Source organism: Sorangium sp. So ce327 (assembly GCF_051530205.1).
Classification (GTDB): domain Bacteria; phylum Myxococcota_A; class Polyangia; order Polyangiales; family Polyangiaceae; genus Sorangium; species Sorangium cellulosum_B.
In genome coordinates, this window is the sequence record NZ_CP150330.1 from 4,886,307 (window position 1) to 4,901,312 (window position 15,006).

10 protein-coding genes are annotated in these 15,006 nt (G+C 72.4%); 1 reads left to right on the plus strand and 9 read right to left on the minus strand.

What is annotated here, in order from left to right:
- The 6 genes from WME95_RS18250 to WME95_RS18275 form a co-directional block, all read right to left on the minus strand.
- Complete coding sequence (locus WME95_RS18250; RefSeq protein WP_437909641.1) at positions 1-1,485, minus strand: hypothetical protein; 1,485 nt, start codon at positions 1,483-1,485, stop codon at positions 1-3.
- Positions 1,485-4,214 carry a TonB-dependent receptor domain-containing protein gene (locus WME95_RS18255; RefSeq protein WP_437909642.1) on the minus strand — a complete coding sequence of 910 codons (2,730 nt, stop codon included), beginning with the start codon at positions 4,212-4,214 and terminating at the stop codon, positions 1,485-1,487. Before WME95_RS18255 ends, WME95_RS18250 begins: the two co-directional genes overlap by 1 nt.
- 139 nt (positions 4,215-4,353) lie before the next feature.
- Positions 4,354-5,037, minus strand: coding sequence for a potassium channel family protein (locus WME95_RS18260; protein ID WP_437909643.1), 684 nt, complete (start codon positions 5,035-5,037; stop codon positions 4,354-4,356).
- Between the two features lie 126 nt (positions 5,038-5,163).
- Complete coding sequence (locus WME95_RS18265) at positions 5,164-7,113, minus strand: TrkH family potassium uptake protein (RefSeq protein WP_437909644.1); 1,950 nt, start codon at positions 7,111-7,113, stop codon at positions 5,164-5,166.
- A gap of 78 nt (positions 7,114-7,191) precedes the next feature.
- Positions 7,192-8,214, minus strand: a complete 1,023-nt coding sequence (locus tag WME95_RS18270; RefSeq protein ID WP_437909645.1) for a calcium/sodium antiporter — start codon at positions 8,212-8,214, stop codon at positions 7,192-7,194.
- A 54-nt stretch (positions 8,215-8,268) separates the two neighbouring features.
- Positions 8,269-9,831, minus strand: coding sequence for a CotH kinase family protein (locus tag WME95_RS18275; RefSeq protein WP_437909646.1), 1,563 nt, complete (start codon positions 9,829-9,831; stop codon positions 8,269-8,271).
- 251 nt (positions 9,832-10,082) lie between these two features.
- On the opposite strand from WME95_RS18275, the gene WME95_RS18280 reads away from it, so the two are divergent.
- Positions 10,083-11,366, plus strand: a complete 1,284-nt coding sequence (locus tag WME95_RS18280; protein WP_437909647.1) for a hypothetical protein — start codon at positions 10,083-10,085, stop codon at positions 11,364-11,366.
- A gap of 220 nt (positions 11,367-11,586) precedes the next feature.
- Here the strand turns inward: WME95_RS18280 and WME95_RS18285 are convergent, their stop codons facing one another.
- The 3 genes from WME95_RS18285 to WME95_RS18295 are packed head-to-tail and all read right to left on the minus strand — an operon-like array spanning position 11,587 to position 14,805.
- Positions 11,587-12,957 carry a sigma-54-dependent transcriptional regulator gene (locus tag WME95_RS18285; protein WP_437909648.1) on the minus strand — a complete coding sequence of 457 codons (1,371 nt, stop codon included), beginning with the start codon at positions 12,955-12,957 and terminating at the stop codon, positions 11,587-11,589.
- Entirely contained in the window at positions 12,954-14,462 is a 1,509-nt protein-coding gene (locus WME95_RS18290) for an ATP-binding protein (RefSeq protein ID WP_437909649.1), read from the minus strand. Before WME95_RS18290 ends, WME95_RS18285 begins: the two co-directional genes overlap by 4 nt.
- 37 nt (positions 14,463-14,499) lie before the next feature.
- Positions 14,500-14,805: a hypothetical protein gene (locus WME95_RS18295; RefSeq protein WP_437909650.1), complete on the minus strand. Its 306-nt coding sequence runs from the start codon at positions 14,803-14,805 to the stop codon at positions 14,500-14,502.
- Between the last annotated feature and the right edge of the window lie 201 nt (positions 14,806-15,006).

The following is a 15,006-nucleotide window of genomic DNA, read 5'->3' on the forward strand; positions in this document are numbered from 1 at the left end:
CTACTCCTTCTCCCGCACCTCGACCTCGATCTGCTTCACGCTCGATCCGCCCCGCGTGTCGTGGACGACCGCCCACAGCGACACGCGTCCCGGCTTCGAGGGCGGCGTCCAGGTGGTCCCGTGGCGCTCGCCGGGGCCCGTCACCGCGTCGCTCACGAGGCGCCTCGCCCCGTCGAATCCGCCCCCGTCCGTGTAGTAGTCGACCCAGATCGCCTCGTGCGCGGGCGGCCCCCCGAGCCCCGCGGCCTCCACGTCCACGTCGGCGGCGTTGGACGGCACGATCACGTCGATGTCGTAGGTCGTGCAGTCGTCGGCGTCCGGCTCTGCCGGGCCGCATCCCTGCGCCTTCGTTTCCGGCTGGATGCACGGTTCCACGACGGGCAGGCCGCTCTCGCCGAGCGCGACCTCCTTGTCGTCCAGCTTCAGCGTGAAGCCGTCGATGGGCGGGTTCGTGTTGGTTCGTTGATCCGAATCCTGGAACACGAACACCTGCGTGTAGCCCACGACGAAGCTGTCCGGACCGAGCACCTTACCGTCCTCGTCGACGCACTCCAGTGGAATCTCGATGCCGCCGGCCAGCGCCGCGGATATCGCCGCGGACATCGCCGCGAGCGGGTCATCGCCTGCCAGCATCGCCTCCAGCGCCGCGGACAGCGCCGGCGTCGGCCGCATCTTGCCGGCGCACACGGCGAACAACACGTAGGCCGACGAGTACTTCGTTCCGGCCACCGTGGTTCCTGCGTCCTCCCGCCTGAGGATGTCGCCGGACAGCGTCCACGTAAACGACGCTGCGTTGGGCTTGCCGCTCAGCTCCGATTCGAGCTCCTGGCGCTTGAAGAGAGCGGTCTGCTCCTCCTGGCCGCCATTGCCGTCGCCGTTGCCTCCGTCACCATCGTTGCCTCCGTCGCCATCGTTGGCACCGCCGCCGCCGTCGGCGCTGCCGCCGTTACCGCCGCCGCCGTCGGCGCTGCCGCCGTTGCCGCCGCCGCCGTTGTTGGCGCCGCCGCCGCCGTCGGCGCTGCCGCCGTTGCCGCCGCCGCCGTTGTTGGCGCCGCCGCCGCCGTCGGCGCTGCCACCGTTACCGCCGCCGCCGCCGTTACCGCCGCCGTCGTTGGCGCCGCCGCTGGCACCTTGTCCTCCCGGCGGCCGGGCCATTGCCGCCATGTAGGTGCCTATCCACTGCCCGAGGCACCCGATCTGCGCGTCCACGCCGACAGGCGGGTTCACGCAGCCCCCGATCCACATGACCTCGACGTTCCGCGGGTCGCCGTTGGCGTCGCCCAGCGCGTCGGCGTACGTCATCTGGAACGTCACGGGCGTGCCCCGCGCCGGGTACGGCTTGTCCGCCGTCACGGCCAGGATGCGGAGCCCCTCCACCTCGGACGACGGAGCCAGGTCGCTCCCCGAGCAGCAGGGGATGCCGAGGGCCAGGGTCGAGAGCGCGGCGAGCAGCGCGCGGCGCGCGGGCAGTCGGGTCCGTTTCATCAGAAGTCTCCTCGCAGCCCGAGCGTGGGCAGGAAGGGGAGCCCCGTCACGTACTCCCGCTTCGTGAAGTTGAAGTTGTAGCTGATGCCCTCCGCAGCCTGGTGGTTGTAGACGTTCTGCACATCCAGGTAGAGCCCGAGCTGCCACCTCTTGAATCGCCACGTCTTGTCGACGCGGACGTCGAGCTGATGGAACAGCGGCATCCTCTCGCTGTAGTCGCCCCCGAGCGGGAAGGGCGAGTACTTGCCCGAGGAAGCATGGTAGATCGCGTTCACCCGGTTCGGATCACACCCCTTCTGCTCCGGATCGCAGACATAGGGTGTCTCCAGGTTGCCCGACACGAGGCGGAAGCGCGCGCCGACCTCCCAGCCCCGGCCGAGCTGCAGGTTCCCGAGCACGGTCAGCACGTGCGTCTGGTCCCATGGCGTGGGGTGCTCCTCCTCGCCGGGGCCGTCCGTGCGCACCGACCGCGAGAGCGTGTACGCCGCCCAGCCGAAGAAGCGATCGTCTGGCTTGTACTTCAGGAGCACCTCGCCGCCCACCGCGTACCCGGTGCCGTCGTTGGCATATCCGTCCTTCTCGGCCGAGAAGACGACCTGCCGATCGAGCTGCTTGTAGAACCCGTCCACCGTCACGTCGATCTGCGGCGTGATCTCCTGCTCCACCCCGAGGCCGTAGTGGATGGATCGGTTCGACTTGATATCCGGGTTTCCGAACGGCTCGACGCTCTCCTGGAACTGGGGCGCCTGGTAGTAGAGGCCCACGCCGCCCTTCGCCGTCGTCCGCGGGAAGCCGCTCCGGATGTCGTAGCGCGCGTTGATCCGCGGGCTCACGTCGAGCGTGCGCGTGTCGAGCGCGTAGTCGACGCGCACCCCGGGGACGATCCGCGCGCGCTGCGAGGGGACCACCTCGAACTCGGCGTAGGCGGCCGGCCGGGAGTACGGACCGTCGAACGACTGGTCCTGCGCGGGGAGCGTCGAGAACGGCTGGTTCGACGGGTGGCCTGCAGGCACCCTCGTCGGCGCGTGGAGCTTGACCGTCGCGATGCCGCTCGTCAGGTCGGTGCCGACGTTCATCGTAAGGAACCTGGCGAACCGGTGCGAGTACTCCAGCCGCAGGTCGAGCGAGGCCGTTGTGATGTTGAAGGCGAAGGGCGCGATCCCGAAGTCGAAGACGTCCCTGCCGAGGGCCAGCGACCAGAGGATCCTGTCCCGGTTCCCCAGGCGGTTCTCGTAGCTGACCTGGAAGCGCTGGAAGGCGGTGTGCAGCCCGAAGTCGCCCGTCAGCGCCGGCTCGTCCTCCGGCGGCTTGTCCAGGGTGATCTTGAAGGCGTCGTCCGATCCATAGAAGCTCGCGCGCACGCGCTCGCTGGCGGAGGGGCGGCCCTCGAGGACGAACTGGTAGTCGTAGTAGACGGGCGCCTGCGTCACGCTGGAGCCCGCCTCCTTGAGCACCGGCCCGAGCCACGCGTCGACCCAGCTCCGCCGGCCCGCCGCGATGAACTTCCAGTCCTTGAGGTACGGGACGGGCCCCTCGAGGAGCACGCGCCCGTCGATGAGATCGAGCTGGACGACGCCGTGGTACTTGCCGTCCTGCTTCGGCGAGCGGAGCCCGACGTCGACGATGCCGCCCATGGCGCGGCCGTACACGGCGCTGAAATTGCCCGGGTAGAAGTCGATCTTCTCGAGCATCTCGGTCGGCACGACCGAGGAGAGGCCGCCGAAGTGGTAGATGATCGGCACCGGGGTGCGATCGATGAACGTGAGCGTGTCCTGCGGCGCGGACCCGCGCACGATGAGCAGCCCGAACCCGCTGCGCGCGACGCCGGGCAGGCTCTGCAGCGAGCGCAGCGCGTCGCCGCCGGTCCCCGGGATGCGGTCGATCTCGCGGCGCTCGAGCGTCCTGCGGGTCACCTCGCGCGGCGGGCGCTCGCCCTGCACGGTCACCTCGATGCCCTGCGCCGCGCCGTCCTTGGGCTTCGCGAGCGAGATGCGGTAGCGCACCTCGATCGCCTCGCCCTCCGCGATGTCCTCGTCGGCCGTGAACGGCTCGAACCCCGCGGCGGCGACCTCGACGCGGTACTTGCCGGGAGGGAGGTTCTTGAAGCGGAACTTGCCGCGCTGGTCGGTCTTCACGTCCTCGCGGCCGCCGTCGGGCCGGAGGAGGCTGACCGCGATGTCCGGGAGCCCCTCGCCGGTGCTCGCGGACAGGACGGTCCCGACGACCGTCTCGACGTCGGCGGGCGGCGCCGGCGCCGCCGTGCCTTCGGGCTTGGGGGTGAGCGTGAACCCGTACCGGTAGAGGATGCGCGCCGGCGCCGGCGTGCCGTCCGGGCGCCGCGCCGGCTCGAACACGAGGCCGGGCGCGGCCGCGAGCGCGGCCTCGTCGAAGCCGTGTCCGCCCGGCGTCTGGACCTCGGCCTTGGTGACGCGCCCGGTCTTGTCGATGTCGAGCTTGAGGATGACGCTCCCCTCGACGCCCGCGCGCTGGGCCTCTTCCGGATACACGGGCGGGGCGTACGTGATCAGCTTCGGCGGGCTGACGGCGGCGGGCTGCGCCGGCTGGGCCGTGCCCGGCAGGGGGACGACGACCGCGCCGGCTCCGCCGCGAGGAACGGAGGCCCCGCCCACGTCTCCCTCAGGCGGAGGCTCGTCGGCGGGCTGCGCGCGCGCTGCGCTGGTGGTCACCGCGACCGCGAGCAGCAGCGCTTCCGAGACAGCGAGGCGCATCGCAGAGGGCGCTTTGAAAGAACGCATGTGCCTGGCGCTCTCGCACATCGAGGACGAGGGGAGAAGCGGGAATGGGTGGCCAGGATTGTGCTCGGGTGGCCTGTTCGGGGCGCCTCGACGCCGGAGGCACGGAGGCCGATCAGCCCCCGACTTCGGCCACGAACCGGCTCACGTCGTCGGCGTCGCCCACGAGCAGCAGCGTGTCGCCATCCCGGATCACGTAGTCCGGTGTGGGCGCCTCGAGCCGCGGCTTGTCGCCCGGCTGCTTGCTCGTGTGCGGCCGCACGCCGAGCACGTTGATCCGGTACCGCTGCCGGATCTTCGAGCCGGCGAGCGTCTGCCCGACGAGCGGGCCGTGCGCGTTCCAGGGCACCACGCGGTAGTGGCTGGCCAGGTCGAGCAGATCCTGGGCGAGCGGCATGGTGATGTCGGCGCCGACGCGGCGGCCCATCTCGGTCTCGATCTGGATCACGCGGGTGGCGCCCACGGCGCGCAGGATGTCGGCCTGGCGATCGGTGGCGGCGCGGGCGATCACCTCGCGCACGCGCATCCGGACCAGGGAGGCCACGCAGAGCACCGACGGCTCGAAGTGCTCGCCGAACGTCACGATGGCGGTCTCGGCGTACTGAGCGCCGATCCCCTCGAGCACCTTGTGCACCGTCGCGTCGCCGACGAAGGCGGCCGAGGTCTTGTCCTTCACCGCGTCGACCGCCTCGGGGTTGTTGTCGACCGCGATGACCTCCGCCCCGGCCTTCCACAGGGTCTCGACGATCGACGTACCGAACCGGCCGAGCCCGATGACGAGGACGCTCTTCGATCTCATGGTCCGGTATCGCGCGCCGCCTCCTGGCGGCGCGGCGCCGCGAACGTCTCACGGATCCGGGGCAAGCGCCACTGATCCGCGGGCCGGGCGGCGGCGCCGGGGCCGGGCCGCCGCCCGGCCGCGCGCTCACCCGATGCCGACGCGCTCCTCCGGCAGCCGGTAGCTCCGCGCCCTCGCCTGGTTGGCGAGCGCCAGCGCCAGCGTCAGCGGCCCGATGCGGCCGATGAACATCGCCAGCGTGATGACCACCTTCCCCGGCGCGCTCAGCGACGGCGTGAGGTTCGCCGACAGCCCGACCGTGGCGAACGCGCTGACCGTCTCCAGCGCGAGGCCCATCGGGTCGTGCGGCTCCAGGGCGAGCATGATCAGCAAGAACCCCGAGACGAGCACCACGCTGAGGAACGCGACCCCCAGGGCGCGGCGCGCCGTGGCCGCCGGGAGGGTCCGGCCGAGGAGGCGTGGCGCCTCCTCGCCGCGCAGCTCGGCGCGCAGCGTCGCGAACAGCGCGGCGACGGTCGTGACCTTGACCCCGCCCGCGGTCGAGCCCGGCGAGCCGCCGATGAACATCAGCATGCAGGTGAGCATCCACGTCGCCGGGCCCATGAGGCCCAGATCGATCGTGTTGAAGCCCGCCGTCCGCGTCATGGCCGACTGGAAGAAGCTCGCCAGCACCGTCACGGGCCACGACAGGTCCCCCATCGATCGGCGCCGCTCCAGCAGCAGGAAGCCCGCGGCCCCGGCGACGAGAAGCACCGCGGTCGTGAGCAGGACGACCCGGCTGTGCAGCGACAACCGCGGCGGCCGCTCGCCGCGGAGCCGGAGCCTGAGCCGGCGCAGGAGCTCGTCGTGCACCGGGAAGCCGAGGCCCCCCAGGATCACGAGCGCCATCACCACGCCGCAGACCGCGGGCGAGCCGACCAGCGGGACGAGCCCCCCGCTGAACAGCGAGAAGCCCGCGTTACAGAACGCGCTGACCGCATGGAAGACGGCCGCCCAGAGGTGATCGCCGGCGCCGGAGAGGGGCTCCCCGGCGACGGGCCCGGAGGCGATCTCGTGGTGGGGCAGGAAGCTGAACAGCAGGGCGAGCGCGCCCGCCGCCTCGATGCCGAGCGTGAACAGGACGATCGCGGCGATGTTGCGGCGGAGGCGGGCGAACGACTCGGCGTCGATCATCTCGGCCATCACGGCCGCGTCGCGGAGCCTGAGCCTCCTGCCGGCGAGGATGGCGAAGAACGTCGAGAGCACCATGATCCCGAGCCCGCCGATCTGGATCAGGAGGAGCAGGACGGCCTGGCCGAACGGCGTGTACGTCTCGGCGACGTTGTGCACGGCGAGCCCGGTCACGCACACCGCGCTCGCGGACATGAACAGGCCGTCGATGAACGAGGCGTCGGCGATGTTCCGGAGCGACTGCGGCAGGGTGAGCAGGAAGCTGCCGATCAGCGTGGCGACCCCGAACGACACGGCCATGAGCCGCGCCGGGTGCTCCGCGGCGGTGGCGAGGAGCCGCTCGAGCGGCCGGCGCCCGAGCAGCCCGCCGATGGCCAGGAGGAACGCGAGCACGGTGTACGCGCGGTAGAGCACGACGCCGCGGTTCCCCGGGTCGTCGGCCGGCTGCCAGACGAGGAGCCACTTCTCGCCGATGCACACGAGCAGCAGGCTGAACGCGAGCAGGAACAGCGCGAGCCGAGGCCGCCTGGCCTCGATCCTCGCGCCCGCGAGCGCCCTGCGCAGGCGCTCCAGCGAGACCACGGCCGCGACCCACGCAGGAACGAGCAGCGTCTCCAGCGCGGTGAGCGCCATCGAGGCGCGCGGGGTGATCGCAAACGCCAGGTCGATCCCCAGGAGGACGGCGCTGCCGACCAGCAGCGGCGCCGGCCGCATCCACGCGGCGCGCGGCCGGGGCGCGACCGCGGCCGCGCTGGCGGCCGCGGAGGGCGGCGGCGGCACGGACTGCGCGACCAGCGAGGCGACCGTCAGCGAGGGCTCCGCGCGATCGCCGCGATTGCCGGGCAGGTCGGCGCGCGGCGCGCGCGGCCAGGACGAGGGGGGAGGTGATGGATCCACGCGCAGCATTCACGCCGCCGCGCTGGAGGATGTCAACGTCCGCTCCGGCCGCGCGGCGAGCGGTCCGGCGCCGGGCGGGCGCGCCGATCAGGCGGCGAGGATCAGCGCGGCGAGGAAGGCCGCGTACATCACCAGCAGCGCGGCGCCCTCCGCGCGGCGGAGCACCCGCTCGGTCCGCATCGCGATCGCCGCGAACACCGTCACCCCGCCGAGGGCGGCGAGATCGACGGCCATGCCGGCTGGAGAGCCCGCGAGCGGCCGCGCCAGGGCGGCGGCGCCGAGGATGATCAGCACGTTGAAGATGTTCGAGCCGACCACGTTGCCGACGGCGATGTCCGAGTGCCCGCGCGCGGCCGCGATCATGCTGGTCGCCAGCTCCGGGAGCGAGGTGCCCACCGCGACGATGGTCAGCCCGACCAGCCGCTCGCTCATGCCCACGCCGAGCGCCACGCCCACGGCGCCGCTCACGAACACCTTGCCGCCGAAGATCAGGAGGCCGAGGCCCACCGCCGTGATCAGCGCGAGGCGCCGCTTGCCGCGGCCCGCGGGGGCGCCGGCCCGCTCGGCGTCGATCTCCATCTCGCGGGCGGCCGCGAACGCGCCGCGCTCGTCCGGGGACGGCGGCGACGGGCGCGCCACGGCCGCGGCGCCTCCCGGCGCGCCCCTGCGGGCGCTCTGGATGACCCACGCCGTGTACCCGACCGACGCCGCGCACAGGAGCGCTCCCTCGAGGCGGCTTATCACGCCGTCGAGGAGCAGGAGCGGCACCACGGCCGCCGTGCCCACGAGCACCGGGATCTCGCGCCATATCAGGCCGCCCTCCACGCGGGGCGGGCAGATGAGCGCGGTCAACCCCAGGATGAGGCCGAGGTTGGCGACGTTCGAGCCGACCGCGTTGCCGAGCGCGATGGCGCCCCGATCCTCGAGCACGGCCGCGAGGCTCACGGTCAGCTCCGGGGCCGAGGTGCCATAAGCGACCACGGTGAGCCCGACGACGAGCGGCCGCAGCCCGAACGCCAGCGCCAGGCCAGACGAGCCTTTGACCAGCCACTCGGCGCCGAGATAGAGGAAGAGCCCGCCCAGGAGGAGCTGCGTGGCGTGGAGGAGCACGGGGACGCATTATCATCCGGCGCCGCCGCGGCCCAGCGGCTCGTCTCGGGCTGATCAGTAGAGCGTGTCCTGGTGCTGCCACCGCTCCGAGATCCACGCCTTCACGTACGCGATCTCCTCCTCGTACGTCGTGAAGTCGCCGCGCCCGCTCCATTCCTCGTAGGTCCGGTAGGCCTCGCCCCACCTCGCCTCGTCCCGGCGCGCGCTCGCGTCGATGCGCGCCACGTAGCCGTCCACGATCGCCTGGATCTCGGCCTCGTCGAACGCGCCGCGCAGGACCTCGCCATAGCGGGCGCGCAGCGGATCGCCGATCGACGGCTCCTCCAGGAGGCGCTGGAAGAGGAGGTTCACGCCGAGGTACTCGACGCGATCGGAGGCCGGCTGGCGCTCCGTCTGCCACGCCTGGCCGAAGCTCGCGTTGAAGTCCCACGGCACGTAGCGGAACACGGTGTCTGCGACCGGATCGCGGTAGTGGTAGCTGTTCTTTCCGGCCGAGTCGTCGGCCATGATGAACGTGACGAAGATCCACCAGTCCTCGTAATCGCGCAGATCGATCCGTGACCCGATCTCGGCGGCGAACGCGGCGTTGTCGGACGTGGCGACGAAGCTCACGAGGTCCTCCAGGTCCGCGAACGCCTCCGGCTCGCCCTCCGGCGGCGTCCCCTCTTTCTTCTCGAAGCCGTCGTGCAGCGTCTCCTTCGGCTCGTCGTCGTGCGCGGTCAGCGCGAAGTTCGCGTCGTGGCTGACCGCCTTGTAGAGGTTGCCGTCCTGCGAGTACCCGTGGTCCTCCATGAGGTAGCCGTTGACGTGATCGGCGACGGTGTAGAGCCCTGCGTACTGCCCGTCGAGGTACACGACGGCGCTGTACGTCTTGATCTGGATGTGCTCCGGATCGAGGCGATTCCAGAGGTCGTACGCAAGGCGCTGCCGGACATAGGAGTTGTCGTCGAACGTCGTGATGAGCACGACCTTGCGGCGATCGGTGAACCCGCCGGCCTCGTCGGGCTCGTTGAACTTGTCTTCCTTGGGGAACTTGAGGGTGAAGCTGTTCTTCGGATACCCGAGCGAGCTCTCGCCGCGGAGCTCCGCCTCGGCGGTGTACGTGTGGCCGCGGTAGACCACCGTGGCCGGCGCGTACTCCTTCGCTTCGGGGGTGGGCGAGAGGAAGAGCACCGGCAGGCCGTACTCCTCGGGATAGCGGGCCGGATCGACGACAGGCACGTTCGCCGGATCGGCAAAGGCGTCGGCGACGCCGATCTTCACGCGCCCGACCTCGGACGTCTGCGCGACGCGGATCTCGATCTCGTAGACGGCGGCCTGGTCGAGCCCGGGTGAGAACGTCACCTCGCGCGCGACCGGGTCGTAGGTGGCGCCGTCGGGGAGGGGGCCGACCTCGATCGCGCCGTCCGGGAGCGCGAGTCCGGTCGCGCACGTCACGGGGAACGTCACGGTCTCGCCCTCGAGGAGCCAGTGCGGCCCGCCGCCCGACGGCTCGCAGCGTGACCCATCGGGGCCCGACGACCCTTCAGCGGGCGTCTCGCCGGAGCAGCCGGCACCTTGCAAGGATCCCAGGACCAGGGCCGTCGCCAGCGGCAGGAGAAGGCGGGGGTTGCGCATGCTGGCGATCCTAGCCGAGGGCGCGCGGCTCGGCCCCCCGGTGCTGGATGTGCGCCGGCATCCGCACGCGCGCCGACACGCGCCGCTCCGTTCTCACGTCGCCGCCGCTCGAGGACCGCCGCGGCCATCGTCGAGCCCAGCCCTTGACACACCGCCGACTGGCTATTAAACAATCGTTTGAAACGGTCGATTGACGGGAGCTCTCGCGGAGATGCGGCTCCTGAGCCGGCCGTGACGACAGGAGGCCTGGGATGACGAGGGGCGAAGCTGTGCGCAGGGCACGGAGCGCGGTGGTGTTCGTGCTCGGGGCGGTGGGGATGACGGGGTGTGGTGGCGACGGGGAGGGGCCCGCGTCGCCGGGGCCGGAGGTGACGTGGTACCGGGACATCCAGCCGCTCGTGGAGCGCTCGTGCGCCTCCTGCCATGACGGCGCGGGCGTCGGCGGTGTGGCGCTGACGGACGCGGCGACGGCGCAGCGGCTGGCCGCGCTCATGTCACTGCGGGTGAGCGCGGGGGACATGCCGCCGCCGGTGCTGGACCCGAGCTGCCGCAGCTACGAAGGCGCGGAGAGGATGAGCCTCAGCCAAGAGGAGCGCCTCCTCTTCGAGGCATGGGCGCGCGACGGCGCCCCGCTCGGCGATCCGGTCGATTCGCCGCCGCCGCGGGGCCGGGCGGACAGCATCGAGGTGCCCGACGCCACGCTCGGGATGCCCGAGGAGCACGAGGTCTCCCTCGACGACGACGGCAACGAGTACTTCTGCACGATCATCGACAATCCGTTCTCCGAGCCGGCCTGGATCACGGCGTTCGAGGCGGAGGTCGGCAATCCGGCCGTTGTGCACCACATGGCCGTGTACCGGGATCTCGGCGGCGACGCGGGCATCGGTTATGGCGTCGCGCCGGGGACGCGCGCATTTCCGTGCCGCGATCCGGTCATCGAGCTCGACTGGCAGCTGCTCCACAGCTGGGCGCCCGGCGTCGGGGTGACGCGGCTGCCGGAGGGCGCCGGGGTCCGGGTCGAGCCCGGCGAGCAGCTCGTGCTGCAGATGCACTATTTCGGGCGCAGGAACTCGGAGGCGCGCGATCGGTCCGGCTACCGCCTGGAGCTCGCGCGCGAGGCGCCTCGCGCCGAGGTCTACATGGATGTCTTCGGCCCGGTCCCCTTCACGATCCCCGCGGGCGCCGAGGCGCACACCGAGCAGAGCTCCGCGCCGAACGAGGGCCCGCCGCTGCTCGTGTACGGCGTCATGCCGCACATGCACGTGCTCGGCCGCTCCTACCGGGCCTGGATCGAGCGCGACGGCGGAGAGAACGAGTGCGCCGCGCGCGGCGAGTTCGAGTTCCACCACCAGGCGCTCTACATGTTCGATGAGCCGATGCGCTGGGGGACAGGGGATCGCTTCGTCACCGAGTGCACATGGGACAACACGGTGGACAGCGAGGGGCAGTTCTCGCTCCCGCCAGTGGACGTGCCCTGGGGGGAAGGGACGAATCAGGAGATGTGCTTCGTGATCGCTTATCTGTCGAAGGAGTGAGCTCCGGCGGGACGCGCGCTTACAGGTCCATGATCTCGACGTGATCCGACTCGGATGCCCCCTCCGTGATGCGCAAGAGGCCATCGAGCAGGTCCGCGATCGAGCGCAGCTCCGCGGGCCCTGGCCGGGGCGCGCGCGGTCTTGTCGCCGCGCGCGAAGCGCTCGATGGCCCGCTCGAGCGCCGCCAGCGGGGAGTGGACGCAGCGCTCCAGGGCGACCCTCAGGGCTCCTGCTCGCCGTCGCTCCCGCCGAACCAGCGCTGGAGCGTCCGCCGATCGACGCCGAGCAGGGCCGCCGCCCGCTGCTTCTTGCCGCCCACGCGCCGCAGGACGACCTGCGCGTACTCGCGCTGGAGCTCGTCGAGCGTCATCAGCCGATCCGCGGCGGCATCGAGGAAATCCGGCGCGCCTCGCCGCGCGCGCACGCCCTCGGGGAGGTCGTCCGGGGAGATCCGCGCGCCGTCGCAGAGCGCCGCCGCCCGCTCGATCGCGTTCTCCAGCTCGCGGACGTTGCCGGGCCAGTCGTACGCGAGCAGGCGCTTCACCGCCGCGCCCGAGAACCCGGCGATCGGCTTGCCCGCGTGCGCGGCCGCGCGGGCCAGGAAGTGCTCGGCGAGCGGCAGGATGTCGTCCGTGCGGTGCCTGAGCGACGGGATCGCGATCTCGATCACCGCGAGCCGGTAGAAGAGGTCCTCGCGGAAGCTGCGCTCGGCGACCGCCGCGCGCAGATCGCGGTTCGTCGCCGCGATGACGCGCACGTCGACCGGCTCCGAGGACACCGCGCCGACCGGGCGGACCTCCCGCTCCTGGAGCGCCCGCAGCAGCTTCGCCTGGAGCGGGAGCGCGAGCTCGCCCACCTCGTCGAGGAACAACGTCCCGCCGTCGGCCTCCTGGAACATCCCGGGCCGGTCGCTGCGCGCGTCCGTGTACGCGCCCTTGCGCACCCCGAAGAGCTCCGCCTCGATGAGCGACTCCGGGATCGCCGCGCAGTTGACCGCCACGAACTTCCTCCCGCGACGCCGGCTCTCGCCGTGGAGCGCGCGCGCCACGAGCTCCTTGCCGCTCCCGCTCGGGCCGCTCACGAGGACCGTCGCGCGGCTGTCGGCCACGCGCCGCACGAGCGCGATCACCTCCTCGATCGCCCGGCTGCGCCCGACCATCCCGGCGATCGAGAACCGCTGCGCGACCTCCGAGCGGAGCTCGGTCAGCTCCACCGTCATCGCCCGCTGCCCGAGCGCCCGCTCCATCCGGAGCGCCATGTCCGCGGGCTGGAACGGCTTCGGCAGGTAGTCGAACGCGCCGGCGCGCATGGCGCGGACCGCGGTGTCGATCGAGCCGAACGCGGTCATGGCGATGATCGCCGTCCGGGGGTCGAAGCGCGCGATCCGCTCGATGAGCTCGATCCCGTCCATCTCGGGCATGCGCACGTCGGTCACGACGAGGTCGAACTCCCGCTCTTCGAGCAGCGGGAGCGCGAGCAGCGGCGCGGTCAGCGTCACCGGCTCGTGGCCCACGTCGCGGGCGATGTCGGCCACGAGCTTCACCATCTCGAGCTCATCGTCGACGATGAGCACCTTCGCGCGGGCGCTCACGGTCGAGCCTCCGCGCGCGCGGGCAGCGGCGCGGACACGCCGCGCGGCAGGGTGACGCGGAAGCAGGCGCCGCCGTGGTCCGTCGGGACGAGCTCGACCGAGCCGCCCGCCTCGCGCACGATCCCCTCGACGATCGCCAGGCCGAGGCCGGTGCCGCCGCGATCGCCCTTCGACGTGAAGAACGCCTCGAAGATATGCTCGGCGACCTCGGGAGGGATCCCGGGCCCGCGGTCCTCGACCTCGAGGGCCGCCTTGCGGGCGTCGACGGTCTGGAGCCGCACCGTGATCTCGCCCCCGCGAGGTTGCGCCTGCGCCGCGTTCAGGCACAGGTTGAACGCCACCTGGAACAGGTGGTCCGCGTCGAGCACCGCGTGCAGCGGCGCCCCGTCGTGCTCGAGTCGGGTCGCGATCCCGCGCTGCCGGCACTCCGGCCCGAGGAACGCGAGCACCTCGCGCGCGACCCGGGCCACGTCGCTGCCGCCGCCGAGGAGCCTCGGCGGCCGGGCGACCGAGAGCAGCCGCGCCACCACGCGGGAGATGCGCTCGGACTGCGTCGCGATCGTCTCCAGCTCGCCGCGGGCCGGCTCGGGCCACCCGGGCTGATCGGCGAGGCGGCGGGCGCGCGCCAGGATGACGCTGAGCGGGGAGCCGATCTCGTGGCCGATCGAGGCGACCACCTGCCCGACGGCCGACAGCGCGTGCGCCTGCTGCAGCTTCCGCTCGGCGGCGGCGCGGGCGGCCTGCTCCTGCTCCAGGCGGGCGCGCGCCTCGGTGAGCGAGGCCGTCATCGCGTTGAACGCCCGCGCGAGCCGCCGGAGCTCCTCGGCGCCCGCCTCGGGCACCGTCACCTCGAGCTCCCCGCGCGCCACCCGCTCGACGCCCGCCACGATCGCGCCGGCCGGGCGCCCGACCGTCGCCCGGCTCGCGAACGCGGCGATCACCGCCACGGCGGCGAGCAGCCCGGCCCCGGCGAGCGCCAGGCCCCGGTTCGAGCTCCGCGCGAAGGCGTCGAGGTAGCGGAGCTCCCGGACGACGACGGCGACGACCGACAGACCCCGCTGCGAGAACGTGACCGTGCGGACGAGCGCCGGCCCTCCGCCGAGCGTCTGCTCCTCCTCGATCTCCGCGCCCGTCGCGAGCGCCCTGCGCGCGAGCGCCGCGAGCTCGGCCGACTCGCCGGCGATGGGATCCGTCACGAGGATCGGGCCCCCGCGCTCGTCGAACGCCGCGATCCCGAGGATGCGCTCGGCCTGCGCGAGCCGCTCGATGCGCTGCTTGAGCAGCTCGACCTGGCCGCGCTCGACGGCCCCGCCGATCGCCGCCTCGACCAGGCTCGCGTGGTGGCGCAGCTCGGCCGACGCCTGCCTGCGGAGGAACTGATGCCGCGTCGTGTGGATCGCCGCCCCGTAGAGCGCAACGGCCAGGACGATCGGCACGAGGAGCACGAGCCAGAGCTGGAGCGTCAGCCCCATCGCGCTCCGTCCCTCGTGGCTGTGCGCGTTCATGCGATCCATTGTCCCAGATGCGACACGATGTCGCATCTCAGCGGGCCTCGCAGGTTCCCTCGCGGCAGAGCTCGTCGGACCGGCAGTCGCGCGTGTCCCGGCACCGGGGCGCGCATCGACCCCCGATGCACCGGTCCTCCGCGCTGCATAGCGAGCTCGAGACGCACTCGACGCCGCGGGAGTTGATGCAGTACGCGAGTCCCCCGTCGGGGCGCTGACACTCGCTGTCGTCGGCGCAGGCCACGCCGCGCGGGTCCGGAGCGCAGCCCGCCGCCGCAGAACCGGCCGTGGCGGCGAGCGCGGCGAGCAGGGCGAGCGGGGCGGCGTCCGTCCTTTTCTTCATGCATCGGCGGGCAGCAACTCCCGAGCCACCTGGGCACGGATGCTGCTCCGGCGTGGGCACGGGCAATGCTGCTCTCGGGCGCGAGGGCCCCGGCGCGCGACGGCCGCCCGGAGGGGCTTCCGCGCTCCGTCAAGGTGTGCTGGCGACGATTGCTGGCGGGCTGCGGGGCGCACCGACGCTCGCGTGCACGCTCGCTCTGGA